The organism is Microbispora rosea, assembly GCF_044460045.1.
Taxonomy (GTDB): domain Bacteria; phylum Actinomycetota; class Actinomycetes; order Streptosporangiales; family Streptosporangiaceae; genus Microbispora; species Microbispora rosea.
The window spans coordinates 12986-38757 of the sequence record NZ_JBITJO010000017.1 but is presented as its reverse complement, the minus strand read 5'-3'; the positions used below and the strand labels follow the sequence as shown (position 1 = coordinate 38757).

The following is a 25772-nucleotide window of genomic DNA, read 5'->3' as shown; positions in this document are numbered from 1 at the left end:
GTCAGGTGACGGCCCGGCGCAGGGCGTAGACGGCGGCGCCGGCCGCCAGCACGGCGGCCCCGGAGACCACCGACGACAGCGGCAGGGCGAAGGCCAGGACCAGGCACCCGGCCAGGCCTGCGATGGGCACGGCCCGCGGCGGCCGTCCCTCCTCGGGGCCGAGGGTCCACGCGCTGGCGTTGGCGAGGGCGTAGTAGACCAGCACGCCGAAGGAGGAGAACCCGATCGCGCCGCGCAGGTCCGCGGTCGCGGCCAGGATCGCCACGACCGCGCCGACGGCCAGCTCGGCGCGGTGGGGCACCGCGAAGCGCGGATGGACGGCGGCCAGCGCGTGCGGCAGGTGCCGGTCGCGGGCCATGGCCAGCGTGGTGCGGGACACCCCGAGGATCAGCGCGAGCAGCGAGCCGGTCGCGGCGACCGCGGCGCCCGCCCGTACGACCGGGGCCAGCCCGGGATGCCCGGCCTCCCGCACGACGGCGGCCAGGGGGGCGACCACGTCACCCAGTCCCCCGTCACCCAGTCCCCCGTCACCCGGTCCCCCGCCGCCCAGCACGGCGAGCGCGGACACCGCGACCGCCGCGTAGACGACCAGGGTGATCCCGAGTGCGAGCGGAATCGCACGGGGGATGGTCCGCGCCGGGTCCCTGACCTCCTCACCGAGGGTGGCGATGCGGGCGTAGCCGGCGAAGGCGAAGAACAGCAGACCCGCCGCCTGCAGCACCCCTCCGGCGGTGGCGTCGGATCCGACGTCCAGCCGTCCCGGGTCCGCGGCGCCGGAGGTCAGACCGGCGACCACCACGACGGCCAGCACCGCGAGGACCACCCCGACGATGACCCGAGTGAGCCAGGCGCTCTTGTGGATCCCGGCGTAGTTCACCGCGGTCAGCGCCACCACGGCCGCCACCGCCACCGCGTGGGCCCGCTCCGGCCACACGTAGGAGCCGACGGTCAGCGCCATCGCCGCACACGAGGCGATCTTGCCGACCACGAACGCCCACCCCGCCAGGTAGCCCCAGAAGTCCCCCAGCCGCTCCCGGCCGTACACGTAGGTGCCGCCGGAGGCGGGGTAGCGCGCGGCCAGCCGGGCCGAGGAGGTCGCGTTGCAGTAGGCGACCACCGCCGCGGCGGCCAGCCCGAGCAGCAGCCCGGACCCGGCCGCCCGCGCCGCCGGCGCCAGGGCGGCGAAGATCCCCGCGCCGATCATCGAACCCAGCCCGATCGTCACGGCGTCGGCCAGGCCGAGCCGGCGCTCCAGCGGCCCCTCCCCTGCGCGGGCGGGTGTTCCCACGACTACCTCCGATCCCGACATCGATCACCGTGCTTTCCGGCCGAGGGTTCGGGCCTGGCCGGCGTGTCGTCTCAGGGCCACAGGCGGTGCCGCGCCCAGGCGGCCTCTTCGCGCGTGTAGCGCAGGCGGGTGTGCCGGCGGTCGCGGTCGGCCTGCCAGAACTCGACTTCTTCGGCGCGCACGCCGTACAGGGTCCATCCCGGCGCGACCACGCCGGGATCGGCCTCGATCGCGGCGTGTGCCGCGCGGAGGGCGGCTTCGAGGTCGGAGGGGTCGTCCAGGACCTGCGACTGGCGGCCGGTCAGCGCGTCGGCGCGGGCACCGGGGGAACGCGCCAGGAAGTCGGCCGCGCCGCGCTCGGCGTCCGCCGCGACGGCCACGCCCCGCACCCGGATCTGACGGCCCTGCTCGGGCCAGTGGAAGCACAGAGCCGCGTACGGCGTGGCGGCCAGTTCCCGTCCCTTGCGGCTGCCCGCGCTCGTCGCGAAATACCAGGTGCCGTCCGCCGCGAGGTCCTTGCAGATCAGCACACGGGAGGACGGCCGTCCGCGGCTGTCGGCGGTCGCCAGCGACATCGCGTGCGGTTCGCGCACCCCGGCCTCGACGGCCGAGGTCAGCCATTCCATGAACAGGGCGGCCGGGTCGGACGGCGCGGCGTCGACGTCGAACTCCGGCAACGCGGTGTCGAAGACCGGAAGCCCCCGCAACAGATCACGAATCGAACCCGCCACAGCGTTCTCCCCCACGATCACTCCTCCACTTCGCGCCGCCGTGCTCACCACCGCGAGCCCGGCGCCTGGTCCCGATACGCCACGAGGCCGCGGCCGCGGGCCCGCCTCCTCGACAGTGTTCCATCAAATGCATTTGATGTATTGTCCGGGTCATGGCGTCGTCCGAGCAAGCCCTTCCGGCGTTCGTGCGCCTGGCCGCCCACACGCTGCGCTGGCGGCTGTTGACCGAGCTCGCGGTGGGCGACCTGCGGGTCCGTGAGCTGATGACACTGGTCGGGGCACCGCAGAACCTGGTCTCCTACCACCTGCGGCTGCTGCGCGACGGCGGCCTGGTCACCGCCACACGAAGCAGTCACGACGGCCGCGACAGCTATTACCGGCTCGACCTGGACCGCTGCGCCCAGGCCCTGGCAGGCGCCGGGGCCGCCCTGCATCCCGCACTGCGCGGCGTTCCCGAGCCGCCGGCGCCTCCCCCGCGGTGGCCCCGTCTCTCGGTGCTGTTCGCCTGCACGGGAAACAGCGCCCGCTCACCGGTCGCCGAAGCTCTGCTGCGCCATCACACCGCCGGTCAGGTGACCGTGACCAGTGCCGGCAGCAGGCCCGCGGCACGGATGAATCCCCACGCCGTACGCGTGCTGCGTGAGCAGTACGGCATCGACATCGCCGACCGGCGGCCCCGCCATCTGGACACGCTTCGAGATCGCCGGTTCGACTACGTCATCACCCTGTGCGACAAGGTCCGCGAATCCTGTCCCGAGTTCGGCGACCACGCGCGGTGGATCCATTGGAGCACCCCCGACCCGGCCGCTGCCGGCCGGTCGGAGCAGGACGTCCATGCCGCGCTCGGCCGGGCGACGGCGGACATCGACACGCGCATCCGTCACCTACTGCCCGTCCTGGCTCAGACTCCGGAGGCTCACTCATGACGGCGACCGACCACTACGCCAGCGTCCGATACCTCGTCGACGACGTCCAGGCGGCCGTCGGCTTCTACACCACCCACCTCGGCTTCACCCTGAACAGCAGCGCCGCGCCCGCCTTCGCCGACGTGGTACGAGGGCCGCTGCGGCTGCTGCTGTCGGGACCCGCCAGCTCCGGTGCCCGGGCCACCCCCGCCGAGGCCACCGGCACGGGCCGCAACCGCATCCAGCTGGTCGTCGACGACCTGGACGCGGAGATCGACCGGCTGCACGCCGCGGGCATGCCGTTCCACGGCGAGGTCGTCACCGGCCCCGGCGGGCGGCAGATCCTGCTCCCCGACCCCGCCGGCAATCTCGTCGAACTGTTCCAGCCCGCCGCCCATCGGCCCTGACGCCGGCCGGCCAGGCCGATCGCGTGACACGGATCGCCAGGCCAAGCGTTTACCGGCGCCCCCGCGTGGCCTCCGGCCGTACGGGGGAGTCTCCGATCGCGTACGAGCACGCGGGCGGAGCCCGACGACCGGGCGGAGGACGGAGACGGCGTGGACGATCGTGATTCACCGGCGGTGCGCCGCCGCGACCTGCTCAACCTGTCCGCCGCCGCCCTCGCCGGGGCGGTGACGGTCGCGGCCCCCGCGGCGGCCGCGCCGAAAACCCCTGAGGAGGAGGCGGAGGTGACTCCGCCCGAGGACCTCATGCGCGAGCACGGCGTGCTGAAACGTCTCCTGCTCGTCTACCGGGAGGGCATCCGACGGATCGAGGGCGGCGAGCGGCCTCCCGCGCAGCCGCTGAACGCCGCCGCCCGCATCATCCGCGGCTTCATCGAGGACTACCACGAGCACCTGGAGGAGAGGTACGTCTTTCCCCGGCTACGCGAGGCCGGCAGGCTCACCGGCACCGTCTCGGTCCTGTTGCTGCAACACCGCCGAGGACGCGAGCTGACGGGGCGCATTCTCACCGCCACCGGGCGTTCCAGGGGCGCAAGGGCCGCCCACCCCCTGGTCGCCGACATGACGGCGTTCGTGCGGATGTACGAGCCGCACGAGGCGCGGGAGGACACGGTGGTGTTCCCCGCCTTCCGTGAGGTCGTCCCCGCCAAGGAGTTCCTCCGCCTGGCCGAGGTCTTCGAAGACGAAGAGCACCGGCGTTTCGGGCCGCGCGGCTTCGAAGGCGTGGTCGACCAGGTCGCCGACATCGAGAAGGCGCTCGGCATCTACGACCTGTCCCGCTTCACTCCCGGCGAATGACGGACGGACCTCGACCGGCTCGCCGGCAGCGCTCGGTGGCATGCGCCGCCTCCTGACACGACCGGGTGAAAGGGTGGCGAACGGGCCATCCTTTGTCACCCCTGGTCGCCGGCCTCGTGCCCGCCAGGACTCGTGCCCGTCAGGCGTCGTCACCGAGGAGGGCGGCGCGGGCGTTGAGGTAGCGCCGGCGCGGCAGGGCCGCCGCCCGCCGGGCCGCCGCCAGGTAGGCCTCGCGGGCCGCCGCCCGCTGTCCGGCCATCTCCAGCAGGTGCGCGCGCACCGCGGGCAGGCGGTGGTCGCGGGCGAGCCGTTCATCGCCCTCCAGCCCGTCGAGTAGCTCCAGCCCCGCGCGCGGACCCCGGCTCATCGCCACCGCGACCGCGTGGTTCAGCAGCGTCACGGGGTTGTCCGACATCCCCGTCAGCACCTCGTACAGCGCGGCGATCTGCGGCCAGTCGGTCGCCTCCGCGCTCGGCGCCTCGTCGTGCAGGGCGGCGATCGCCGCCTGGACCTGGTACGGCCCGGGCGCGCCTCGCGACAGTGCCGCCTCGACCAGCGCCACGCCCTCGGCGATGCGGGCGGCGTCCCACCGGGCGCGGTCCTGCTCGGCCATCGGGATCGGCGTGCCGTCGGGGGCGGTGCGCGCGGCGCGGCGGGCGTCGGTGAGCAGTATGAGCGCGAGCAGCCCGGCCGTCTCGCCGTCGTCCGGCAGCAGCCGGTGGACGATGCGGGCCAGCCGGATCGCCTCGGCCGTCAGATCCTCCCGGCGAAGCCCGGCCTCCCCGGCGTACCCCTCGGTGAAGACCAGGTAGAGCACGTGGAGGACGGCGCGCAGCTGCGCGTCGCGGTCGGGTCCCGCAGGCATGCCGAACGGTAGGCCGCTGTCCCTGATGCGGTGTTTGGCCCGGGTGATGCGCCGGGTCATGGTCGCCTCCGGCACCAGGAACGCCCGGGCGATCTGCGCGGTGGTCAGGCCGCCGACCGCGCGGAGGGTGAGGGCGATCTGGGACGCGGGCGACAGCGCGGGATGGCAGCACATGAACAGCAGGATCAGCGTGTCGTCGGCCCCGGCCGTGGGCGCGTCCGCGTCGGCAGCGAGCCGCCACTCGGGAAGCGCCCGCCGGCCGGCGGCGTCCTCCCGCTCGCGCCGGGCCTGCTCGCTGCGCAGCAGGTCGGTGAGCCTACGGGCGGCGACGGTGACGAGCCAGCCCAGCGGGTTGTCCGGCAGGCCGTCCTGCGGCCAGCGGACGGCGGCGGCGAGCAGCGCCTCCTGCACGGCGTCCTCGGCCGTGTCGAAGTGGCCGTAGCGTCGCACGACCGCGCCGAGGACCTGCGGCGCCAGGCGGCGCAGCAGGTCCTCGGTCTCGCCGCGAGGCGTCGTCACAGCTCCGGCTCGGCCTGCCACTCGTCGATCGGGCGCACGTCCACGTACCATTCGCGGGCCGGCGTCACGCTCTCGGGATGGGGGGTGTGCGCCAGGCGCGCGGCGATCTGCGTCGCCCGGTCGAAGCTGTCGCACTCGACGATCGTGTAGCCGGCCAGGACCTCCTCGGTCTCGGCGTACGGGCCGTCGGTGACGACGGGGACGCCCTCACGCAGCCGGATCCTGCGGGCGTGGACGGGGGCGGTCAGTCCCTGCGCGTCGACGAACTCCCCCGACTTCACCAGGTCGTCGTTCCACTCGGTCATGAACGCGTGCATGGCCGCGGCGTCCTCGGCCGACCAGGCGGGCCCGTCGCCCGGCCGTCCCGCCAGGGCGTCGTAGTCCCGCTGCGAGCCGTACAGCATGATCATGTATTTCACGGTTCGTTCCTCTCCTGCGGGCGTCCTCCGCGCCGCTTCACCCGGGACGTCGAAGCCGGCCCCCGGATCCGGACACTCTCGGGGAGGAAAGACGCCCGGCCACTGTGCCGGAGCGGCGGCGGGCCCTGTCAAGCGAGGGAACATCGGGAAAGTTTCACGCGCCGGAGCCAGGGGTCGCGCCCGGGAGCAGCGCGCACTCCCCCGCTGGAGGGCACGCGTAACCCGGCCGGTGGCGTGCCCGCCTCCCGTTGATCAGTGTGTGCGGCATGACGAACCGGGCAGGCGCATCGCGGATCGCGGCCGTCGTGGCGTCCATCGTGCTGCTCTCGCCGGCGCTCCCGGCGGCGGGCGCGGCAGGCGTGGTGGACGTGGTGGACGCGGCGGCCCTCTCATCGAACCGGAATCCGCAGCATGGTCCCCCGCAGGAGCTGCGCTGGGGTGACTGCGCCGGGGTCGGCGACCCGGCCCTGCGCTGCGCGGAGATCACCGTGCCGCTCGACCACCGCCGCCCCCGCGGCCGGACGATCACGATCGCGATCTCACGGCTGCCCGCGACCGACCCGGCCCTGCGCCGCGGCGTGCTGCTCACCACCGGAGGCGGCCCCGGCGGGCCGGGCGTGCCGCTGCCGTCGAGCCTGGCCCCTCTGCTGCCCCCCGAGGTGCGGGCGCGCTACGACCTGATCGGCTTCGACATCCGGTTCGTGGAGCGGAGCACGCCCATCGGGTGCGGGCAGGAGGTGGAGGAGCCCGGCGGCTACCGGGTCCGCACGGCCACCCCCGGGAGCCTCCCGGCCGACGCGGCCGAGGCCCGCGCGTACGCCCGCGACTGCGAGCGCGCCGCCGGGTGGGCCCTGCCGTACGCCACCACGGCGAACGCCGCCAGGGACATGGACGTCATCCGGGCCGCGCTCGGCGAGGAGAAGATCTCCTACCTCGGCGGATCGTACGCGGGGATGCTCGGGGCGGTCTACGCCGCCCTGTTCCCCGGCAGGGTGGACAGGTTCGTGCTGGACAGCCCGGTCGACCCGAAGACGGCGTGGCGGCCGTACGAGCTCGGGCGCACCCCGGCGTTCGAGGCCGGGACGGCGGCCTTCGCCGCCTGGACGGCCGAGCGTGACGCCGAGTACGGCCTCGGCGGCACGGCTCAGGAGGTCACCGACGCCGTCGCGGAGCTGATCCGGCGCGCCGCGACGGCCCCGGTCGTCGTCGCGGGCCACGCCTGGACGTCGGGCGAGCTGGGGACGCTGCTCGTGGCGGGCATCTACGACGAGCGCTCCTTCGGGCTGGTCGCGGCGGCGTTCGCCGACATCGCCGCCGGGCGGGAGCCCTACGTGCCGTTTCCGGTCCGTCCGGTGCCGCCCGCGGGGGTGCCCGGCGTCCCGGCCGACAACCACACGGCGACCAACATGGCCTATCGGTGCGGGGACGGCCCCTGGCCCCGCGAGCTCCACGACTACCGGCGCGACCTCGCCTCCTACAGCGCGCGATATCCGTTGTTCGGCCCGGCCAACGCCAACATCACGCCGTGCGCCTTCTGGCCGCGGACCGAGGACGAGCCGGTGCGGCGGCCGGCCGGGCGGGCGCCGGGGGTCCTGGTGACCGCCGCGCTGCGGGACGTGGCGGTGCCCGTGGCCAACAGCCGCGCCGTGGCGGCAGGCATCCCGGGCTCGCGCATGGTCACCGTCGACGCGCACACCCACGCGCCGTACCCCGCCTTCGGCGACGCCTGCCTCAACGGGGAGGTCGGCGCGTTCCTCACCACCGGGACGCTCCCGCCCGCCGACGTCGCCTGCTGACCCCGTCGGCCCGGCCCGGCCCGGCACAGGCTGGCACGGCGCGCCGCCACTCCGCGGAAACAGGCTGGACGCGGAAATAGGCTGGATGTCGTGCAGCGTCGCAAGCGGACATACTTGATCATGATGACCACGTGCCTCACGCTGTTCGTCCTGGCGGGAACGGTCGTGCGGGAGGTCTCGCCCGTGGCCGCCCTGGTGATGTCCGCGGTGGCGCTGGTGATCCCGCCGTTCGCCGTCATCATCGGCAACCGCAACGACCGGCGCGACTGACGTGAGCCCGCGGGCGGGCGCCTCGATCAGCGGGCGAGCAGGGCGCGCAGGGCCGCGGCGACACCGGCCGGGTCCTCCTCGGCCATGAAGTGCCCGCACCTGACCGTCTCGTGCACCAGGTCGGGGGCCCAGGCGCCCCACAGCGCCCCGGCGTCGTACCCGAGGGCGGCCCCCCAGTCCTGCTGGAGCACGGTCACCGGCATCCGCAGCCGGTTCCCTGCCTCCAGGTCCTTCCGGTCGTGCTCCACGTCGATCCCCGCCGACGCGCGGTAGTCCGCCACGATCGAGGGCACCGCCGTACGGCAGGCGTCCAGATAGGCGGCGCGTACGCCGTCGGGGATCGCCCCCCGGTCGAGGGTCCAGACGTCGAGGAAGTGGCCGAAGAAGGCGTCCGCGCTCGCGCCGATCATCTGCTCGGGCAGGCCGGGCGGCTGGGCCATCAAATACAGGTGGAAGCCGACGGCGGCGCCCGCGCCGTGCATCACCTCCCACATGTCCAGCGTCGGCAGCACGTCGAGGCACGCCAGGTGGCTGATCGCCGCCGGGTGGTCGAGCCCGGCGCGGAAGGCGACCAGCGCGCCGCGGTCGTGCCCGGCCAGCGCGAACCGCTCGTGTCCGAGCGCCCGCGCCAGGGCGACGACGTCGGCGGCCATCGTGCGCTTGGAATAGGTGTCGCGACCGGCCTCGGCCGGCTTGTCGCTGGCGCCGTAGCCACGCAGGTCGGGACAGATCACGGTGTGGCCGGCGGCCAGGTCGGCGGCGACGTGCCGCCACATCAGGTGGGTCTGGGGGAAGCCGTGCAGCAGCACGATCGGGCTCCCCGAGCCGGCGACGGCCGCGTTCAGCGACACGCCGTCGGCGACCGGCACGCGGAGGTAGTCGAAACCGGGAAGGACAGGCGCCATGACGCGCTCCCTTTCTAGGCGGGATCGGATGTGTCCCCAGGCTGCCGGGCGTGAATGAGCATCCGGTCAGCGCGCTACCGTGACAGGTGCCGTGACCTGGAGGGGAGCCGACGGTGGGGATCGCGTTCGGGGTGCTGGGGCCGGTGACGGCCTGGGACGGCACCGGCTGCGCGATCGCGCTGAAGGGGCCGCGGCACCGTGCGGTGCTGGCCCGGCTGATCGTCGCCCGCGGCCGCGTCGTCCCGGTCACCCGCCTGATCGACGACCTGTGGGACGAGCCTCCGGCGGGCGCGGCCGGAGCCGTACGGACGTTCGTGGCGGCGCTGCGCCGCGCGCTGGAGCCCGACCGGCCGCCCCGCACCCCCGCGCGACTGCTGGTCACCGAGGGGCCGGGGTACGCGCTGCGGACCGGCGCCGACGCGGTGGACGCCTGGCGCTTCGAACACGCGGTGGCCGCCACCGCGGACCTGCCCCCCGAAGACGGGCTCGCCCGGCTGGAGGAGGCGCTGGGGTGGTGGCGCGGCCCCGCCTACGCGGAGTTCGCCGACCAGGACTGGGCCCGCGCCGAGCGCTCCCGCCTGGCCGAGCTGCGGCTGCACGCGGTCGAGCGGCACGCGCAGACGCGGCTGACCCTGGGGCGAGCGGCCGAGGCGGTGCCCGACCTGGACGCGCACGCGTCGGGGCACCCCTGGCGGGAGGAGGCATGGCGGCTGCTGGCGCTCGCGCTGTATCGCAGCGGGCGGCAGGGTGACGCGCTCGCCGTGCTGCGCCGGGCGCGGGCACTGCTCGTCGACGAGCTGGGAGTGGACCCGGGTCCGGGGCTGCGCCGCCTGGAGACCGACATCCTGCGCCAGGCCGATCATCTCGACTCCTCGGCGGGCGGCGCGGCCGAGCGCGTGTGGGCCCAGGCCACCGCCGCCTACGACCGCGCGGTCGCCTCAGGGGCGAAGGCCCGCCTGGAGTCGACGGCGGGACTGCTGCGCGACCTCGCCACGACCGGGGGCGGCGGCCTGCAGGCGGCGCGCGAGCACCGCGTGGCCGCCGTCGAGGCGGCCGAGGAACTCGGCGACGCGGAGCTGACCGCACGGGTGATCGGCGCCTTCGACGTCCCGGCCATCTGGACCCGGTCCGACGACCCCGGGCAGGCGGCGCGCATCGTGGCGGCGGCCGGGCGCACGCTGACCGCCCTGGCCGCGCTGCCCTCCGATCACGAGGCCCAAGGTCACGACGCCCCAGGTCACAAGGTCACTGGTCACAAGGTCACTGGTCACGAGGCGGCCCGGGCCCGGCTGCTGGCCACGATCGCGCTGGAGTCGCGCGGCGACCGCTCCTGCCACGGGCCGCGGGCGGCGCGGCAGGCCGAGGAGATCGCCCGCCGCCTGAACGACCCCGCGCTGCTGGCGTTCGCGTTGAGCGGCCTGTTCATGCAGACCTTCCACCGGACGGGCCTGGCCGCCCGACGCGACGAGATCGGCGCCGAACTCGTGGACATTTCCGCCCGGCACGGCCTGGTCACCTTCGAGGTGCTCGGGCATCTGGTCCGGATGCAGGCACGGTCGGCGCTCGCGGACTTCACGGCCGCCGACGCCCACGCCGCCGCCGCCGAACGCCTGTCCGTACGGCACGAGCGGCCCCTGGCGGGCGTGTTCACCGCGTGGTATCGGGCGCTGCGCCTGGACGCGACCGGCCCTGCGCCGCTGGAGGAGGCCGAGGCCGCCTATCGGGAGGCCGCCGCCCGGCTGGACGGCGCCGGCATGCCGGGCGTGGAGCGCGGCCTGCTGCCGCTCGCGCTGCTGTGCTTGCGCCTGCGGCACGGGCAGCCCCCGCCCGGCGCCGATCCCGCCGGCGAGGAAGTCGCGGAGCAGGTCGCCGAGCACATCGACTGGGGGCCGTACGCGCCGTGGGCCCGGCCTCTGGTGCTGCTCGCGCGCGACCGCCGAGCCGAGGCGGCGGCGGCGCTGCGCGCCCTGCCCGAGCCGCCGCACGACCTGCTGACGGAGGCCCTGTGGTGCCTCGCGGCCCGTGCGGCCCTCACGCTGGGCGACCGCACGACGATGCGACGCGCCTATGCCGCGCTGCTGCCCGCCGCGGGCGAACTGGCCGGGGCGGGCAGCGGCGTGCTGACGCTGGGCCCGGTGTCCGCGCACCTGGACGACCTGTCGGCCGCGCTGTGAAGGTTGGCGGGAGTCGCGCCGAGCCGGTCGCGACCCTGATTTCCCCGCTGCGGATCGTCGGTCAGCAGGGCTGGAGCGAGGGGAAGCGGCCCGCGAAGAAGGCCGCCGGAGGCACGCCCATCAGGGTGCGGAACTCCGCGGCCATGTGGGACTGGTCGTAGAACCCGGCGGTCGCGGCGAGCTGCGCCCATCGCGCGGTGTGGGCCCTGCCGCGGGCAAGCACCCGGCGCACGCGTTCGATCCGCTCGAAGCGCTTGGGCGGCACGCCGATGCCGTCGCGGACGACATCGCGCATATGGCGCTCGCTGACCGCCAGCCGCCGGGCGATGGCGGCGACGGGCTCGCGCTGCTGCCCGGCCTGGTCGCGCAGGGCCTGCGCGGTTGCGCGCACCAGCTCGCTGCGGGCCAGGTCCGCATTGGACCGGGCGGCGATCCTGGCGGGCAACGCCGCCTGAAGACGCCCGAGGACGCGCCTCACGTCGTCTCCCGGCGGAGCCGGCGCGGCGGTCAGCCCCGCTGCGCCGTCCCACAGCGCTGCGTCGTCCCACAGCTCCTCGAGGCCGACGACCTGGTCGACCAGCTCGGTCATCGGGACTCCGAGCAGGAGCCGGGCGGCGCCGGGGCGCAGCCTGAGCCGGAGGCAGAGCGGGAAGTCCTTGCCCACATGGTAGGAGGCGCGGGTACGCGGCCCGACCACCAGCAGGGCGCTGCGCCGCGCCGACGTCGTCCGGAAGATCAGCGAGGTGTCGGCGTCGGGAACGTGGACGAGCGGCGGCCGCTCAGCCGGCGCGCAGGCCCTCATGGATGTGATCTCGCTGACCAGCCACCGCAGTGGGGCAGGCACGGTCACCGGGACTTCGAGGGGCATGGCCTCACGTTACCCGGCGGCGCTCGGCACGCCGACCGTGCCGAAAGTTCCTATGGATCACGGCGTCGGCGCTGACATGGTGATGGCCATGATCCTCGTGACGGGTGCGACGGGCACCATCGGCAGTGAGACGGTTCGCCTGCTGGCGGCCATGGGCGAGCGGGTGCGGGCGATGACCAGAAACCCCGCGGCGATCACGCCTCCCCCGGGCGTGGAGGTCGTGCGGGGCGACTTCGGCGAGCCGGATTCCCTGGCGCGGGCGGCGGACAAAACGGAGGCACTTTTCCTGCTCAGCGCCCCGGGCCCCCAGCTGGTCGAGCATGACGAGGCGATGCTGGCCGCGGCGTGTGCCGCCGGTGTCGGCACGGTGGTGAAGGTGTCGGCCATCGGCGCAGGCCGGAGCACCGGGGCCGGGGTCGGAGACTGGCATCTGCCGGGAGAGCGGGCCGTACGAGCGAGCGGACTGCGATGGACGATACTGCGCCCGTCCAGCTTCGCCTCCAACGCGCTGCGCTGGGCCGGTCACATCCGCCGTGGAGAGCCGATCCCGAACACGACGGGGACCGGCAGGCAGGGCGTCGTCGACCCCCGTGACGTCGCCGAAGTGGCCGTGCGGGCGTTGACGTCCAGTGATCACGCAGGCGGCGTGCTCACGCTGACCGGGCCGGAACTGTTGAGCGTCCCCGACCAGGCCGCGATCTTGGGCGGGGCCGTCGGGCGCCGCGTCACGACCGCCGACGTGCCGCTTGAGGTCTACAAGAAGCGGATGCTCGCCGCCGGCGTCGATCCCGCCTTCGCCGAGACCGCGGTCAACGGCTCCAGGCTTGTCGCACAGGGCGGCAACGCCACGATCACCAAGGACGTGGAACACGTGCTCGGTCGTGCGCCCCGCACGTTCTCCGACTGGGCGCACGATCACCGCGCCGCGTTCGCCTGAATCCCCCGGAATACGCTGGAAAACCGCAGGCCGGAAGACCGCCGGCGCGTGCGGCCGAGCGGAGGCTACCCGCGCCGGCGGCGGGGGCGCGGACGGCGGGTGGAGGCCCGGCCCGGCGCGGCGGCCGGACCGGCCGCCGAGTCCGGCCATTGCGCCGGACGGGTGAGGGCCGGGGGCAGCCTCGTGGCGTCGTCTCCCCTGGCCGCGTTCACCTGCGCCTGGGTGAGGAAGACGCTGCCCGTGAGGTCGGCGCCGCCGAGGTCGGCCCCGCGCAGGTCAGCCCCGATGAGGTCCGCGCCGCGCAGATCGGCTCCGCGTAGATCGGCCCCGATGAGGTAGGCGCCCCTCAGGTTGGCTCCGCGCAGGTCGGCCCCCCTGAGCCGGGCGCCGATGAGATCGGCTCCCCTGTGATCGGCGGCGGCACGGCCCCCGGCCGACGCCCGCACCAGCTCGCTCGTCCGCAGCAGCAGCGCGTTGACCTTGTCGCGGTGGGCGGCGACGTCCACGCCCAGCAGGTCGCCGGGGGTGCCCGTGGTCAGGCGTTCGGTCTCCTCGAACGCGCCGCGCAGCTCGGCGTGGATCGGGCGGGTCACCGGCAGGGACATCGCCTCGTCCAGGTACCACAGCAGCTCGTGCAGGTGCCGCATGACCGGGAAGACCTCGAACATCCGCGCCGCGGACCCCGGATCGTCGCGCCAGCTGCGGCCGAAGGTGACCTGCGAGACCTTCTGCCCCGCCCCGAAGCAGTCGTAGACGGTGCAGCCGGGAAAGCCGCTGTCCCGCAGACGCGCGTGGATGCCGCAGCGGAAGTCGTCCCGCAGGTTGGGGCACGGCCGCCCGGCGTCCTTGCTGATCGCGAAGTCGGCGGAGGCGGCGAAGGGCAGCGCGACGCAGCACAGCCCGAAGCAGTTCGCGCAGTCGGCCCGCAGGCCGGTCCGCCTTCCGGGGCCGGAGCCGGCCGGGTCGTCCGCGCGGTCGTCCCCGCGGTCGTGCGTGTGGGGCAACGTGCCTGGTCTCCTCGTGTTCGATCGGCGCCGCCTCGTCGCTCGCCGTCCCGGCGCCCAGCTAGAACGTATCCCACCGGACGAGTGCACACTGAACGAGTGCAGGGCGGCCGGCCTCCGTCGACGGGCGGCGGTTCACGCGTGCGGGCTCCCGTCCCCCGATCGGTCCTCACCTGCCGCGCTGAGCCGGCGGGACCATGCTGAGCCGGCGGGACCATCGTGGACCAGCCCGGCGGTCATCCCGGCCGGTCGTCGGCCGGGTCGCGGAAGCCCGCGACGAAGCCGGCCAGGTCGTGGCGGCGTGAGGTCGCCGGCCACACCGCCCAGGTGCGCCGGATCAGCGGGTGACCGGCCAGGGCCGACCACGCGACGGCCGCGGGCAGCGGCTGCGGCCACCTCGGCGGTGCCAGCGCGAAAGCCCTGCCCGCGCTCACGGCGGCGAGCTTGACCTCCGCGATCAGCTCCTGTCCCTCGGGGGCGGCGGGGCCGAGGTCCAGGCCGTGGCTGCGCAGGATCGCGGTCAGCTCGTCGAACCAGGCAGGGCTGCCGGAGCGCGGGAAGCCCACCCATTCCAGCCCGGTGAGCTCCTCCAGGCGGATCCCGTCGGGTCCGCGCAGCTCGGCCGCCCGTTCTGCGGTGAGGAGCACGCCGAGCCTCTCCCTGGACACGAGCATCGCGTCGAACTCGTGCCCGGCGGGACGCTCCCTGAGCAGACCCACGTCGAGCTCACCGGCCTGCAGCGCCGTCAGTTGCGCCGCCGTGGACAGATGACGGGCCTGCACGCGGGTGCCGGGGTGGGCCACCGCGAGCCGTTCCAGCGGCGGTCCGAGCAGATCGGACGGCAGCTCAATGGGAACCCCCACCCGCAGGACCCCGCCGTCCCCGCTCGTGTACGCGGCCATCGTCCGCAGCACCTGGTCGTGCCGGGCGAGTACGGCGCGCGCCTCGGCGAGCAGCGTCATCCCCGCCTCGGTGGGCTGGACTCCGGCGCTGCTGCGGACCAGCAGTTTCACCCCCAACCGGCGCTCCAGCATGCCGACGGTCTGCGACAGCGCGGGCTGGCTGACGTGCAGCCGGCGCGCCGCGGCCGACATGCCCCCTTCCTCGGCCACCACGACGAACGCCCGCAGTTCCCGCAATTCCATGCCGCTCATGGCATCACACCTGACGGATGCGGCGGCCGGGACAGGCGCCTCCCCGGTCCCGGCCGCGGACGGCGTACGGCCACGCGAGGCGGTGGAAGATCCGCTCGTGGCCGGCCAGGGCGATGCCCTCTCCGTCGTCGGCGACCGTCACCTCGGTGCCCTCCCTCGCGCGACGCAGGCCGATCCGCGTCCTGCGGGCGACATGCTCGCCGGGCGCGCAATCTCGGCGAAGGACTGGACGGTTTCGACCAGTTTGTGATGGTATGAGGTGGTTGTCAAGACCGTACTCCGGCATGGCTCCGGTGGCGCTCCCGCGCCCGAAGGTGGGGTGTCGCATGGCTGTTCGAGGGCCGGGAAAGGGTTCTCCGAGGCTCACCGCGCGCGGCGCGGCCACTCGCGAGCGCATCGTCGCGGCCGCCGCGGACCTCATGTTCCGGCAGGGAATGGCGGCGACGCCCCTCGATCAGGTGGTGGACGCCTGCGGTGTCAGCAAGTCGCAGCTCTATCACTACTTCCCCGACAAGGACGCGCTGATCGCCGAGGTGATCGCGATGTGGGAGCACCTCGTGGTGTCCGCCCAGAAACCGCAACTCGACCGGGTGCGCTCGATGCGGGATCTCGAAAGATGGCGCGATTCGCTGGTGTCGAGCCTTCGAGAGCGCGACCTGCCCTACAGGTGCCCGATCGGCTCGCTGGCCAGCGAGCTCTCCAGCCGCTGCGACGACGCCCGCCAATCCCTCGCGGCCGTCTTCCGCAGATGGCAGGGGCTGCTCGCGGACGGCTTCACCCGGATTCGGGAGGGCGGCGAACTCGCCCCCGCCGCGGAACCCGGGGAACTCGCCGTCGCGGTCGTCGCCGCCCTGCAGGGCGGCTACCTGCTCGCCGAGACCATGCAGGACGAACGGCCGTTCCTGATCGCCGTCGACATGGCGCTCGACCACGTGAAAGCCCACGTCAGGACTCCTGCCGCCGATTTGACAGAATCGGACAACTGACCGCAAAGTGGACGAAATCGTCCACTTGCCTTGGTGGTGGCCCACCGAGTGCGGCAGGAGAATGGTGAGGCCGATGCCGTCTGTGTACTCGATGCAGGCGCGCTACACGACAGCGGCGACGATGCTGTTACTCCTTCTCACGGTCCTGGGCGGCGTCAGCCTGGACCTGGCAATCCGATACAGGATGGAGGGCCAGGTGTTCTTCGAGGCCGAGCAGGTCGTCGCCCAGTGGAGCGCGCAGGTGCGCGGCGGCGCACTGCCGCGCTCCGGGTCCGCCTCCGGCACCATCGACCTGGTCCAGTTGGTGGACGCCCGGGGCAGGATCCTGGTCGCCAGCCCGGCCGCGGCGGGGCGACCGCGGCTGAGCAGGCTCCGGCCCCCGGCCGACGACCGGCTCCAACGGCGCGTCGAGTGCCCCCGGGGCGAGCGGTGCCTCCTGCTCATGGCCAACCGAGTGTCCCCGGCCCCCGACGCCCCCGTCGTCTATGCCGGAACGGTCGAGCCGCCCCTTTGCGCGACGCACCGCCTCGAATACCTCGTCGGGGGGGCCGGGCTCCTCCTCGTCCTGTCGGGCGGCCGCCTGATGTGGTGGATCATCGGCCGGGCGCTGGGCCCGGCCGAGCAGCAGTGCCGGCTCGCCTCCGTCACCTCCCACGAGCTCAGGACACCGATCGCCGGGCTGCGGGTGCAACTGGAGGAGGCGCTGCTCAACCCCGATCACGTCGACCCCCGCGACACCATCCGGGGGGCGCTGTCGGCCACCGGCCGCCTGGAGGCGATCGTTCATGACCTGCTGACGATGACCAGGCTACGCGGCGGTCAGCCGTCGCCGCACGAGCCGATCGATCTCACGGCGCTGGTCACCGAAGAGGTGGATGCTTACGTCGGCGGCACGCCGGTGAAGGTCTGCACGACCGGGGAGGTGTGGGTGCACGGCTCGCGGATCCAGCTGATCCGGCTGGTGGGCAACCTGCTGAGCAACGCGCGGCGGCACGCGGCGACCGGCGTCACGGTCTGCGTCGGATCCGATGACGGCCGGGCGGTCGTCGCGGTGACCGACGACGGGAACGGCATCGCGCCCGCCGACCGTGAACGGGTCTTCGAGCGGTTCACCCGCCTCGACGAGGGGCTGCGCCGGGACGCCGGCGGCACCGGGCTGGGGCTTGCGATCTCGCGCGACATCGCCCGCGCCCACCGGGGCACACTGCAGATCGAGGACTCGCCCTGCGGGGCACGGTTCGTCCTGAGGCTGCCGCTCCTCGACCGGAACGCGATCGGCGGGCGGCGTCTCGTCCGCCCCAGTCGGACGATCTCAGGCCGGGCCGCCGACGACCTGTGACCTGTGACATGTAATCTGTGACCGGCGGCGGGCGGCGCCACTCCGCCCTTGCATCACGCCGCTCACCAGGCCGTCCGTGGCCTCGGCCGGGCGCGGCGCTCCCCCGGGAGACGCCGCCGGGAAAAATCTTGAAGAAAATCCGGGAGGCGTGTCGATCCGGGGGCGTCCCGTTCGAGGAGTGGGTGAAGGGCCGGTGAGGGACCGACCCCCGCCGGAGGGAGAACCCCGATGACCACCGCCCGCACCGCCACCGCCCGCACCGGCACCGGTGCCGCCCGCGCCTGCGACCGTGAGACCAGCATCACCCGCAGCCTGCTCGGGTACGGCGTGATCGCCGGCCCTGTCTACGTCGGGGTGTCGCTGACCGAGGCCCTGACCCGGGACGGGTTCGACCTGACCCGGCACGCCTGGAGCCTGCTGGCCAACGGCGACCTCGGCTGGATCCACATCGTGAACTTCGTGCTGGCCGGGGCGATGACCATGACCTTCGCCGCGGGTCTGCGCCGCGCTCACGGCGGTGGCTGGGCCCCCCGCCTGCTGGCCGCGTACGGGCTGAGCCTGCTGGCGGCCGGAGCCTTCCGTGCCGACCCGGCCGGCGGCTTTCCCCGCGGCGTGCCGGCGGGCGAGGTGAGCTGGCACGGCATCGCGCACCTGGCCTCCGGCGGCATCGGGTTCGCCTGCCTGGTCGCGGCCTGCTTCGTCCTCGCCCGCCGCTTCGCCCGTCGCGGGCGGGCGGCCTGGGCGTGGGGGTCGCGGGTGACCGGCGCGCTGTTCGCGGCCGGGTTCCTGGCCGTGGCCTCGGGGGCGGGGGCGGCCTGGGCCAACCTCGCCTTCACCGGCGCCGTCGTGCTCGGCTGGGCCTGGATCAGCGCCGTGGCCGTGCACGCTTACCGGAACGCCTGACCTGTCCCACGTTCACCTGATAGATCATTGTCCGGAGGGAGACACCCGATGCGTTACCTGGTTCTGCTCAGGGCCACCCAGCCCGGCACCCCGCCGCCCGCCGACCTCATGGAGGCCATCGCCAAGCTCGGTCAGGAGGCGACCGTCGCCGGGGCGCTGCTCGACACCGCCGGGCTGGCCCCCAGCGCGTCCGCGGCGCGGGTGCGCTTGGCCGAGGGCGGGCTCAGCGTGACCGACGGCCCGTTCACCGAGTCCAAGGAACTGATCAGCTACGCCCTGTACGACGTGCGGTCGAAGGAGGAGGCGGTCGAGTGGGCCGCGCGCTTCATGCGCCTGCACCGCGACCTTTGGGAGGGCTGGGAGGGCGACGCCGAGGTGGTCAAGGTGCTCGGCCCCGAGGACTTCGCCCCGCCGGCCTGATCCACCCCTGATCCCAGCCATCCCGATCCCACCCCTGATCCGAGCATCTCCGGCCGGGGTTCCTGCTGTCCGAACCCCTGCCGTTTGAGCCCCTGTGAGCTGACCCCGGATGACCGGCACCGACGCGCTGCTCGCGGCGCACCGCGCGATCGAGGCGGTCTGGCGGATCGAATCCGCCAGGCTCGTCGCGGGGCTGGCGCGCCTCGTCGACGACGTCGGCCTGGCCGAGGAACTCGCGCAGGACGCGCTGCTCATCGCGCTGGAGCAGTGGCCTGAGGCGGGCGTGCCGGACAACCCGGGCGCATGGCTCATGGCCACCGCCAAGCACCGCGCGATCGACCACCTGCGGCGGCGCAGCCGCTACGAGCGCAAGCTCCAGGAGATCGGCCGAGACATCGAGAGCAGGCCGCAGCCGGACCCGGACGCCGACATGGACGACCACATCCGCGACGACATGCTGCGGCTCGTCTTCACCGCCTGCCATCCGACGCTGACCACCGAGGCGCGCGTCGCGCTCACGCTCCGCCTGCTCGGCGGCCTGACCACCGGGGAGATCTCCCGGGCGTTCCTGGCCACCGAGCCGGCGGTGGCCCAGCGGATCGTCCGCGCCAAGCGCACCCTGGCCGCCAAAGGGGTCAGGTTCGCGATGCCGGCCCCCGGCGACCTGGCGGAACGCCTGGCGTCGGTGCTGGAAGTCGTCTATCTGATCTTCAACGAGGGTTATTCGGCCACGGCGGGGGACGACTGGACCCGTCCCGATCTCTGCCACGAGGCGCTTCGCCTGGGCCGTCTCCTGGCGGGCCTGCTCCCCGGCGAACCGGAGGTGCACGGCCTGGCCGCGCTGATGGAACTGCAGGCCTCCCGCCTGCGCGCCCGCATCGGACAGGACGGCGCGCCGGTCCTGCTCCCCGACCAGGACCGGCGCCTGTGGGACCGGCTCCTGATCCGCCGGGGGCTGGAGGCGCTGGAGCGGGCCGAGTCGCTCGGCGGGGCCTTCGGGCCGTACGCGCTGCAGGCGGCCATCGCCGCCTGCCACGCCCGGGCCACCCGCCCCGAGGACACCGACTGGGAGCGCGTCGCCGCGCTCTATCGGGTGCTCGCCCACGTCTCGCCCTCCCCCGTGGTCGAGCTCAACCGCGCCGTCGCGGTCGCGATGGCCGGCGACCCCGCACGCGGGCTGGACATCGCCGACGCCGTCGGCGACGACAAGGCCCTGCGCGGCTACCCCCAGCTGCCCGCCGTACGCGGGGACCTGCTGGCCCGGCTGGGCCGCGCGGACGAGGCGCGACGGGAGTTCGAACGGGCGGCGGCCCTGACCGGCAACGAGCGGGAGCGTGCCCTGTTCCTGGCCCGTGCCGCCGACTGCCGATAGCCGACCCCTGACCGGCGCTTCCGGTCCTCCTCTGCGACCCATTGACAAAAACAGTTTTTACGTACAACATTGTTTTTGCGATGAGAGACGTCCTGTACCTGGAACAGATCGAGCAGGCCGAGGCACTGCTCAAGCCGCAGCGCATCGAGGTGCTGCGGCAACTGGCCGAGCCGCGCACGTGCACGGAGGTGGCCGCGGTGCTCGACCAGACGCCGCAGCGCGTCTACTACCACGTCAAACGACTGGTGGAGGCGGGCCTGGTCGAGCAGGTGTCCGAGCGGCGGGTGCGCGGCATCAGCGAAGGCATCTACCAGGCGAGCGCCCGCTCCTACTGGCTGTCGCCGGGCCTGGTGGGCCGCATCGGCGGGCTGCGCCGGCGTCAGGACGAGCTCAGCCTCGGCTACCTGCTCGACCTCATGGAAGAGGTGCAGGCGGACATCGCCGCCCTCGACCGGACCGCGCCGGAGCTGCCGTCCGTCGGCGTGTCCGGCGAGGTGCGGGTGCCACCGGAACGACGCCAGCAGTTCATGGCCGACCTGCGCACCGCGCTGCAGGACCTGTTCACCCGCTACGGCGGCGCGGAAGGCGACGCCTTCAAACTCGCCGTGGCCTGCTATCCCCACTATCCCCAGGGAGACGACCGTGAGTGAACCGATGATCGTCCGCGTCCGCCTCGCCGCCCCGGTGAAGGAGGTGCGCCACGCGCTGACCGACCCCGCCGCGATGCGGGTGTGGCTGGCCGAGCACGCCGAGTCAGACCTGCCCGACCGCTACGCGTTCTGGGGCCACCGCACCCCCGAGGGCGACGCCCCCCATCAGCGCCCGCTGCACGCCGACGACCACACGCTGCGCTTCGCCTGGCTGCTGGACGGCGTGGAGACGACCACCGAGATCACGCTGGAGGAGGAGACCCAGGACACGACCGTCCTGACCCTGTCGCAGAGCCACTTCGACTTCCAGGACGTCATCACCGGGGCGAGCATCCGGGGCGTGCTGCAGAGCTTCTGGTCGCTGGCGCTGTCCAACCTGGCCGACTACGTCGAGGGGCGCGAGATCGGGCCGCAGCCCGACTTCACCTCGGCCGACTTCCGCGGCGAGACGGTCGTCGACGCGCCGGTCGAGCAGGTGTTCGACTCCCTGGTCGACTCGGACAAGGCGAGCGACTGGTTCGGATACCCCATCGGCATCGAGCCGCACGTCGGCGGGCGCTTCGCCATGGGCGGCCTGGACGCCGACCCGCACCCCGCGAAGATCATCGACCTGGTGCCCGGCAGGACCATGTCGGCCGACTGGGGACCGGGGGGCGTCGTCACCTGGGAGCTGGAGGACAGCGGCGGCAAGACCCGCCTGACGTTCGTCCAGAGCGGCTTCGACACCGCCAATCCGCCGTACGCCGCCTGGACCGGATGGCTCAGCGGTCTGGCAGCGCTGCGCCGCTACCATGAGAAGCCCGGCAGCCACCAGATCTGGCTCCCCGCCGAGCCGGCGGCCTGACCCGGACCCCGCACCACCGCCCCGCGCCGCCCCTCTCGCACACGAACCGGAGTGTGAACGGTCATGACGGTGACCCCTGAAGTGCTCGCCTACTACGAGCAGGACAGGGAGGACGGCAGGCTCCGCACGGGACGGGGCCGGCTGGAGCTGTGGCGGACGCAGGACGTGCTGCGCCGGGCACTGCCGTCACCGCCCGCCCGGGTGCTCGACGTCGGCGGCGGCACCGGAGTGCACGCCGAATGGCTGGTCTCCGACGGCTACGAGGTCGAACTGCTGGACCCGGTCCCGCTCCACGTCGAGCGGGCCGGGGCCCTGCCGGGGTTGACCGCGCGGCTGGGCGACGCACGCGACCTGCCCCTGCCGGACGCGAGCGCCGACGCGGTCCTGCTGCTGGGCCCGCTCTACCACCTGACCGACCGCGCCGACCGGGTGGCCGCCCTGGCCGAGGCGCGCCGCGTGGTGCGCCCCGGAGGGCTGGTGGCCGCCGCCACCATCAACCGCTACGCCGCCGTGCACGACATGGTCTACCTGGGCGTCTACGAGCAGGAGCAACACCGCCTGGCCGCGCGCCAGGCCATGGAGAACGGCCGCCTGCTGGGTCCCGGGCAGGGTTTCCCGGCCTACCTGCACGAGCCCGAGGAGGTGCCCGGGGAGTTCGCCGACGCCGGGCTTCCCGGCGCCGAGCGCTACGGCCTGGAGGGCGCCTTCTGGCTGTACGGCGACGTGGACGACTGGCTCGACGACCCCGAACGCCGCAGGCACATGCTCGACGCCCAGCGCACACTGGAACGCGTGCCGTCGCTGCTCGGGGTCAGCGGGCACATGCTCACCCTCGCCCGCCGTCCCGCCTAGGCTCCCCCTTCGCCTTCGGGCGGGCGCGCAGGTGGGCGCGCTCGCCCTGGCTGCCGAACAGGCTGAGGAACTCGACCGCGTTGTCGTCGGCGGCGCCGAACCAGTGCGGCAGCCGGGTGTCGAACTCGGCCGCCTCACCCGGTGACAGCACCAGATCCTGCTCGCCGAGGACGATCCGCAGCCGCCCGTTCAGCACGTAGAGCCACTCGTAACCCTCGTGGGTCTTCGGCTCCGGCTGTCTCCTGGCGCTGCCCGCCGCGATCACCAGCTTGTACGCCTGGATGCCCCCGGCCCGGCGGGTCAGCGGCAGCATCGTCATGCCGTAGCGGACGACCGGCCGCAGGTGGATGCGCGGATCCCCCGTCGGCGGGGCGTCCACGAGCTCGTCCAGCGTGACCCCGTGCGCCTTGGCCAGGGGCAGCAGCAGTTCGAGAGTCGGCCGCCGCGCGCCCGACTCCAGCCTCGACAGCGTGCTCACCGAGATGCCGGTCGCCGCCGACAGATCGGCGAGCGTCGTCTCGCGCTGCCTGCGCAGGGCGCGCAGCCTGGGCCCGACCGAGACGAGTGCGTGCTCGAGGTCGTCGTCCACGCCGTCAGCTTGCCATACCGGCAACGACACGTGCCAAGACGACCCAAAATGAGACCTCAGCCCATTGTTGGTAGGTTCCTGGATAAGTATTGACTTATCGAAACGGAGGAGCAGCGCCGTGGATGTCGAGCAGACGGTGTTGCCGGGGATCGGACTGCGGCACGAGTTCACCACGCGCTCGGGGCGGCGCATCGGAGTCGTCTCCCATCGCACCGGCCGTCGCGACCTGGTGATCTACGATCCCGACGATCCCGACAGGGCCTGTGAGACGGTGAAACTCAACGACGAGGAGGCGGACGCGCTCGTCGAGCTCCTCGGCGCCCCCCGCATCGTCCAGCGCCTCAACGCCCTGCACCGCGAGGTCGAGGGGCTGGTCAGCGTCCAGCTTCCGATCGCGCCGCACTCCCCGTACGCCGGCCGGCCCATGGGCGAGGCACAGGTGCGCACCCGCACCGGAGCCTCCATCGTGGCCGTCGCGCGCGCCGGGCACGTGTTCGCCAGCCCCGCCCCCGACTTCATCCTCTCCGGGGACGACATCGTGGTCGTGGTGGGCAGTGAGGACAGCACCGCCGCCGTCGCCGACATCTTCGCCAGCGGCTGAGGGCAGCGCGTGCACAATACCGCGATACTGTTCCTGGAATTCGGCGCCGTCGTCCTCGGACTCGGCATCCTCGGAGCACTGGCGCTACGCGTCGGCATCTCCCCCATCCCGCTCTACCTCATCGCGGGCCTCGCCTTCGGCACCGGCGGCATCCTCCCGCTGGCCACCAGCGAGGAGTTCACCGCCACCGGCGCCGAATTAGGCGTCATCCTGCTGCTGCTCACCCTCGGCCTGGAATACAACGCCGACGAGCTGATGACCAGCCTCAAAGGCAACGCCCGCGCCGGACTGGTCGACCTCGTGCTCAACGCGGCGCCCGGCGCGGTCCTGGCTCTGCTCCTCGGCTGGGGACCGGTCGCCGCCGTCGCCATGGCCGGCGTCACCTACGCCACCTCCTCCGGCATCACCGCGAAGGTCCTGTCCGACCTGGGCTGGATCGGCAACCGGGAGACCCCCGTGGTGCTGTCGCTGCTGGTGTTCGAGGACCTCACGATGGCGGTCTACCTGCCGGTCCTGACCGCCATGCTGGCGGGCCTGAGCCTGGTCGCCGGGGCGGTCACCGTGGCCATCGCGCTCGCCGCGGTGAGCGTGGTCCTGCTGGTCGCGCTGCGCTTCGGCCGCTACATCGAGGCGTTCGTCGCCAGCCCCAACTCCGAGGTCCTCGTGCTCAAGGTGGTCGGGCTGGCGCTGCTGGTGGCCGGGCTGGCCCAGCAGCTACAGGTGTCGGCCGCGGTCGGGGCGTTCCTCGTCGGCATCGCGCTGTCGGGCGAGCTGGCCGAAGACGCCCAGGCGCTGCTCGCGCCGCTGCGCGACCTGTTCGCCGCGGTCTTCTTCGTGTTCTTCGGCCTGCAGACCGACCCCACCAAGATCCTGCCCGCCGCCGGCCTGGCCGCGGGCCTGGCCCTGGTGACGATGATCACGAAACTGATGACCGGCATCTACGCGGCCCGCCGCGCCGGCATCGCCCGCGCCGGCCGGGTCCGCGCCGGCATCGCGCTCATCCCCCGCGGTGAGTTCAACATCGTCATCGCCGGGCTGGCGGTCGCCGCCGGCGCCCACCCCGACCTGGGCGCTCTGGCCGCGGCGTACGTCCTCATCCTGGCGGCATTCGGTCCCCTGGCGGCCCGCCTGGTCCAGCCGCTCCTCGTGCGCGTGGCCAGCCGCGCCTGACACCCTCGCACTCCCCCCACCGGCCTGCCCCGCACCGCGGCGGCAGGCCGGCGCGTTTCAGGCCCGCACAAGTTTCAGGTTCGTACGGGTTTCAGGCCCGTACGGCCCGGCCGGCGACGGGCCGGGAACGGCGTTCCGGACGCCAGGTGGAGACGAGGGCGGCCGCGAGGAGGAGTTCGGCGATGTCGCCGCCGTAGTACATGATCTCCGCGCCGCCCCGGACCTCGGCGATGGGCGCGTGGACGTCGACCCAGAAGCCGCCGTACATCAGCTGTGCGACGACCGCGTGCACGAAGATGGCACAGCCGAGGTAGACCAGACGTGCCCGTACGCCGGGCCGGGCGGGCGCGGGGTCGGGACCGGCGATGACGTGCGCGAACAGGCAGCCCGACAGCAGGAAGTGCGCGTGCAGCAGCCAGTGCCCGGCGGGCCGGGCCGTGACGGCGTCGTAGAGCGGGGTGAAGTACAGCACCACCAGGCTGCCGGTCGACAGCAGCAGCGCGGTGGCCGGATGGGCCGGCAGCCGGCCGGCACGGCTGTGCACGACGGCGGACAGCCGCCGCGCGCCGGCGACGGGCAGGGTCCGCAGCAGCAGCGTGACCGGAGCGCCCAGCACCAGCGCGAGCGGGGCGTACATGCCGATGAGCAGGTGCTGCAGCATGTGGCCGCGGAAGTCGGTGTGCGCGAACGTCGCGACGGGCGGCAGGAGCGCCACCGCCGACAGCGCGAGCCCGGTGGCGAAGCAGGCCGCACGCCACCGGCTCCAGCCCGCGACCGGGTTGCGGCGGCGCGCCCGCCGGACCAGGTGCAGGTACGCGATCAGCACGGTCAGCACGATCAGGGCGAGGACCGGCGCCGGCACGCCGGGCGACCCCGCGGAGTGCGCGCCGTGCTCCATCACGCCATGGTCCATCACGTCGTGGTCCATCACGTCGTGGTCCGTCAACCC

The 25772-nt window shown here is 73.7% G+C and carries 28 protein-coding genes; 17 read left to right on the top strand and 11 right to left on the bottom strand.

Annotation, left to right across the window (positions count from 1 at the left end; translation table 11 throughout):
* Position 1: 1 nt before the first annotated feature.
* Positions 2-1288, bottom strand: a complete 1287-nt coding sequence (locus ACIBK1_RS39020) for an APC family permease (protein WP_396740661.1) — start codon at positions 1286-1288, stop codon at positions 2-4.
* A 71-nt stretch (positions 1289-1359) separates the two neighbouring features.
* Complete coding sequence (locus tag ACIBK1_RS39015; protein WP_396740659.1) at positions 1360-2034, bottom strand: pyridoxal 5'-phosphate synthase; 675 nt, start codon at positions 2032-2034, stop codon at positions 1360-1362.
* Positions 2035-2171: 137 nt separating this feature from the next.
* Between ACIBK1_RS39015 and ACIBK1_RS39010 the strand changes: the two genes are divergently transcribed.
* From ACIBK1_RS39010 to ACIBK1_RS39000, 3 genes are all read left to right on the top strand, one after another.
* Positions 2172-2945: an arsenate reductase/protein-tyrosine-phosphatase family protein gene (locus ACIBK1_RS39010; RefSeq protein ID WP_396740657.1), complete on the top strand. Its 774-nt coding sequence runs from the start codon at positions 2172-2174 to the stop codon at positions 2943-2945.
* Positions 2942-3331, top strand: a complete 390-nt coding sequence (locus tag ACIBK1_RS39005; protein WP_030511236.1) for a VOC family protein — start codon at positions 2942-2944, stop codon at positions 3329-3331. The genes ACIBK1_RS39010 and ACIBK1_RS39005 overlap by 4 nt, the downstream gene beginning before the upstream one ends.
* Before the next feature lie 150 nt (positions 3332-3481).
* The gene (locus ACIBK1_RS39000) at positions 3482-4186 is read left to right on the top strand and encodes a hemerythrin domain-containing protein (RefSeq protein WP_396740654.1); all 705 of its coding nucleotides are present in this window, start codon (positions 3482-3484) and stop codon (positions 4184-4186) included.
* A gap of 139 nt (positions 4187-4325) precedes the next feature.
* On the opposite strand, the gene ACIBK1_RS38995 is transcribed toward ACIBK1_RS39000, so the two are convergent.
* Both ACIBK1_RS38995 and ACIBK1_RS38990 read right to left on the bottom strand, forming a co-directional pair.
* On the bottom strand, positions 4326-5570 hold the full coding sequence (locus ACIBK1_RS38995; RefSeq protein ID WP_396740652.1) for an RNA polymerase sigma factor: 1245 nt from the start codon (positions 5568-5570) through the stop codon (positions 4326-4328).
* On the bottom strand, positions 5567-5980 hold the full coding sequence (locus tag ACIBK1_RS38990) for a YciI family protein (RefSeq protein WP_396740759.1): 414 nt from the start codon (positions 5978-5980) through the stop codon (positions 5567-5569). The genes ACIBK1_RS38995 and ACIBK1_RS38990 overlap by 4 nt, the downstream gene beginning before the upstream one ends.
* Before the next feature lie 275 nt (positions 5981-6255).
* Here ACIBK1_RS38990 and ACIBK1_RS38985 point away from each other — a divergent pair, with 275 nt between their 5' ends.
* Both ACIBK1_RS38985 and ACIBK1_RS38980 read left to right on the top strand, forming a co-directional pair.
* A complete protein-coding gene (locus tag ACIBK1_RS38985) occupies positions 6256-7785 on the top strand; it encodes an alpha/beta fold hydrolase (protein ID WP_396740650.1) in 1530 nt (509 codons plus the stop codon).
* Positions 7786-7875: 90 nt separating this feature from the next.
* Positions 7876-8055 (top strand): DUF3099 domain-containing protein, encoded by a 180-nt coding sequence (locus tag ACIBK1_RS38980; protein WP_030511241.1) that lies wholly within the window; start codon positions 7876-7878, stop codon positions 8053-8055.
* Positions 8056-8081: 26 nt separating this feature from the next.
* Here ACIBK1_RS38980 and ACIBK1_RS38975 read toward each other — a convergent pair whose 3' ends face one another.
* The gene (locus ACIBK1_RS38975; protein WP_396740648.1) at positions 8082-8960 is read right to left on the bottom strand and encodes an alpha/beta hydrolase; all 879 of its coding nucleotides are present in this window, start codon (positions 8958-8960) and stop codon (positions 8082-8084) included.
* 113 nt (positions 8961-9073) lie between these two features.
* Here ACIBK1_RS38975 and ACIBK1_RS38970 point away from each other — a divergent pair, with 113 nt between their 5' ends.
* Positions 9074-11134: an AfsR/SARP family transcriptional regulator gene (locus tag ACIBK1_RS38970; protein WP_396740647.1), complete on the top strand. Its 2061-nt coding sequence runs from the start codon at positions 9074-9076 to the stop codon at positions 11132-11134.
* A 61-nt stretch (positions 11135-11195) separates the two neighbouring features.
* Here the strand turns inward: ACIBK1_RS38970 and ACIBK1_RS38965 are convergent, their stop codons facing one another.
* Positions 11196-12002 (bottom strand): helix-turn-helix domain-containing protein, encoded by an 807-nt coding sequence (locus ACIBK1_RS38965; RefSeq protein WP_030511244.1) that lies wholly within the window; start codon positions 12000-12002, stop codon positions 11196-11198.
* Positions 12003-12090: 88 nt separating this feature from the next.
* Here ACIBK1_RS38965 and ACIBK1_RS38960 point away from each other — a divergent pair, with 88 nt between their 5' ends.
* Positions 12091-12939, top strand: coding sequence for an NAD(P)H-binding protein (locus ACIBK1_RS38960; protein WP_030511245.1), 849 nt, complete (start codon positions 12091-12093; stop codon positions 12937-12939).
* Positions 12940-13004: 65 nt separating this feature from the next.
* Here ACIBK1_RS38960 and ACIBK1_RS38955 read toward each other — a convergent pair whose 3' ends face one another.
* The 3 genes from ACIBK1_RS38955 to ACIBK1_RS38945 form a co-directional block, all read right to left on the bottom strand.
* Positions 13005-13868 carry a pentapeptide repeat-containing protein gene (locus ACIBK1_RS38955; RefSeq protein ID WP_051762440.1) on the bottom strand — a complete coding sequence of 288 codons (864 nt, stop codon included), beginning with the start codon at positions 13866-13868 and terminating at the stop codon, positions 13005-13007.
* A 311-nt stretch (positions 13869-14179) separates the two neighbouring features.
* Positions 14180-15097 carry a LysR family transcriptional regulator gene (locus tag ACIBK1_RS38950; protein ID WP_197042859.1) on the bottom strand — a complete coding sequence of 306 codons (918 nt, stop codon included), beginning with the start codon at positions 15095-15097 and terminating at the stop codon, positions 14180-14182.
* Between the two features lie 4 nt (positions 15098-15101).
* The gene (locus ACIBK1_RS38945) at positions 15102-15239 is read right to left on the bottom strand and encodes a hypothetical protein (RefSeq protein ID WP_396740644.1); all 138 of its coding nucleotides are present in this window, start codon (positions 15237-15239) and stop codon (positions 15102-15104) included.
* Positions 15240-15423: 184 nt separating this feature from the next.
* Between ACIBK1_RS38945 and ACIBK1_RS38940 the strand changes: the two genes are divergently transcribed.
* The 8 genes from ACIBK1_RS38940 to ACIBK1_RS38905 all read left to right on the top strand — a co-directional run bounded on the left by ACIBK1_RS38940 (position 15424) and on the right by ACIBK1_RS38905 (position 22463).
* Positions 15424-16083: a TetR/AcrR family transcriptional regulator gene (locus ACIBK1_RS38940; RefSeq protein ID WP_396740642.1), complete on the top strand. Its 660-nt coding sequence runs from the start codon at positions 15424-15426 to the stop codon at positions 16081-16083.
* Positions 16084-16156: 73 nt separating this feature from the next.
* On the top strand, positions 16157-17422 hold the full coding sequence (locus ACIBK1_RS38935) for a sensor histidine kinase (protein WP_051762427.1): 1266 nt from the start codon (positions 16157-16159) through the stop codon (positions 17420-17422).
* Positions 17423-17650: 228 nt separating this feature from the next.
* Complete coding sequence (locus ACIBK1_RS38930) at positions 17651-18325, top strand: DUF998 domain-containing protein (protein WP_030511250.1); 675 nt, start codon at positions 17651-17653, stop codon at positions 18323-18325.
* A 48-nt stretch (positions 18326-18373) separates the two neighbouring features.
* Positions 18374-18745: a YciI family protein gene (locus tag ACIBK1_RS38925; RefSeq protein ID WP_030511251.1), complete on the top strand. Its 372-nt coding sequence runs from the start codon at positions 18374-18376 to the stop codon at positions 18743-18745.
* Between the two features lie 109 nt (positions 18746-18854).
* Complete coding sequence (locus ACIBK1_RS38920) at positions 18855-20117, top strand: RNA polymerase sigma factor (RefSeq protein ID WP_396740639.1); 1263 nt, start codon at positions 18855-18857, stop codon at positions 20115-20117.
* 80 nt (positions 20118-20197) lie between these two features.
* Positions 20198-20767, top strand: coding sequence for a winged helix-turn-helix domain-containing protein (locus tag ACIBK1_RS38915; RefSeq protein ID WP_030511253.1), 570 nt, complete (start codon positions 20198-20200; stop codon positions 20765-20767).
* A complete protein-coding gene (locus ACIBK1_RS38910; protein WP_030511254.1) occupies positions 20760-21611 on the top strand; it encodes an SRPBCC family protein in 852 nt (283 codons plus the stop codon). Before ACIBK1_RS38915 ends, ACIBK1_RS38910 begins: the two co-directional genes overlap by 8 nt.
* A gap of 63 nt (positions 21612-21674) precedes the next feature.
* Positions 21675-22463 (top strand): class I SAM-dependent methyltransferase, encoded by a 789-nt coding sequence (locus ACIBK1_RS38905; RefSeq protein ID WP_396740637.1) that lies wholly within the window; start codon positions 21675-21677, stop codon positions 22461-22463.
* Here the strand turns inward: ACIBK1_RS38905 and ACIBK1_RS38900 are convergent.
* Entirely contained in the window at positions 22438-23052 is a 615-nt protein-coding gene (locus tag ACIBK1_RS38900) for a helix-turn-helix domain-containing protein (protein ID WP_396725342.1), read from the bottom strand. The two genes, ACIBK1_RS38905 and ACIBK1_RS38900, sit on opposite strands and share 26 nt — an antisense overlap.
* A 118-nt stretch (positions 23053-23170) precedes the next feature.
* Here ACIBK1_RS38900 and ACIBK1_RS38895 point away from each other — a divergent pair, with 118 nt between their 5' ends.
* Both ACIBK1_RS38895 and ACIBK1_RS38890 read left to right on the top strand, forming a co-directional pair.
* A complete protein-coding gene (locus ACIBK1_RS38895; protein ID WP_030511257.1) occupies positions 23171-23653 on the top strand; it encodes a cation:proton antiporter regulatory subunit in 483 nt (160 codons plus the stop codon).
* Positions 23654-23662: 9 nt separating this feature from the next.
* The gene (locus ACIBK1_RS38890) at positions 23663-24823 is read left to right on the top strand and encodes a cation:proton antiporter (RefSeq protein WP_030511258.1); all 1161 of its coding nucleotides are present in this window, start codon (positions 23663-23665) and stop codon (positions 24821-24823) included.
* A 91-nt stretch (positions 24824-24914) separates the two neighbouring features.
* Here ACIBK1_RS38890 and ACIBK1_RS38885 read toward each other — a convergent pair whose 3' ends face one another.
* Entirely contained in the window at positions 24915-25769 is an 855-nt protein-coding gene (locus ACIBK1_RS38885) for a cytochrome c oxidase assembly protein (RefSeq protein ID WP_231514111.1), read from the bottom strand.
* Positions 25770-25772: the final 3 nt, after the last annotated feature.

Coding starts and splice junctions, on each gene's coding strand:
- ACIBK1_RS39010 (WP_396740657.1), top strand. CDS start 2,172: ATGGCGTCGTCCGAGCAAGCCCTTCCGGCGTTCGTGCGCCTGGCCGCC.
- ACIBK1_RS39005 (WP_030511236.1), top strand. CDS start 2,942: ATGACGGCGACCGACCACTACGCCAGCGTCCGATACCTCGTCGACGAC.
- ACIBK1_RS38990 (WP_396740759.1), bottom strand. CDS start 5,980: ATGATCATGCTGTACGGCTCGCAGCGGGACTACGACGCCCTGGCGGGA.
- ACIBK1_RS38985 (WP_396740650.1), top strand. CDS start 6,256: ATGACGAACCGGGCAGGCGCATCGCGGATCGCGGCCGTCGTGGCGTCC.
- ACIBK1_RS38975 (WP_396740648.1), bottom strand. CDS start 8,960: ATGGCGCCTGTCCTTCCCGGTTTCGACTACCTCCGCGTGCCGGTCGCC.
- ACIBK1_RS38965 (WP_030511244.1), bottom strand. CDS start 12,002: ATGCCCCTCGAAGTCCCGGTGACCGTGCCTGCCCCACTGCGGTGGCTG.
- ACIBK1_RS38960 (WP_030511245.1), top strand. CDS start 12,091: ATGATCCTCGTGACGGGTGCGACGGGCACCATCGGCAGTGAGACGGTT.
- ACIBK1_RS38950 (WP_197042859.1), bottom strand. CDS start 15,097: ATGAGCGGCATGGAATTGCGGGAACTGCGGGCGTTCGTCGTGGTGGCC.
- ACIBK1_RS38940 (WP_396740642.1), top strand. CDS start 15,424: ATGGCTGTTCGAGGGCCGGGAAAGGGTTCTCCGAGGCTCACCGCGCGC.
- ACIBK1_RS38935 (WP_051762427.1), top strand. CDS start 16,157: ATGCCGTCTGTGTACTCGATGCAGGCGCGCTACACGACAGCGGCGACG.
- ACIBK1_RS38930 (WP_030511250.1), top strand. CDS start 17,651: ATGACCACCGCCCGCACCGCCACCGCCCGCACCGGCACCGGTGCCGCC.
- ACIBK1_RS38925 (WP_030511251.1), top strand. CDS start 18,374: ATGCGTTACCTGGTTCTGCTCAGGGCCACCCAGCCCGGCACCCCGCCG.
- ACIBK1_RS38920 (WP_396740639.1), top strand. CDS start 18,855: ATGACCGGCACCGACGCGCTGCTCGCGGCGCACCGCGCGATCGAGGCG.
- ACIBK1_RS38915 (WP_030511253.1), top strand. CDS start 20,198: ATGAGAGACGTCCTGTACCTGGAACAGATCGAGCAGGCCGAGGCACTG.
- ACIBK1_RS38905 (WP_396740637.1), top strand. CDS start 21,675: ATGACGGTGACCCCTGAAGTGCTCGCCTACTACGAGCAGGACAGGGAG.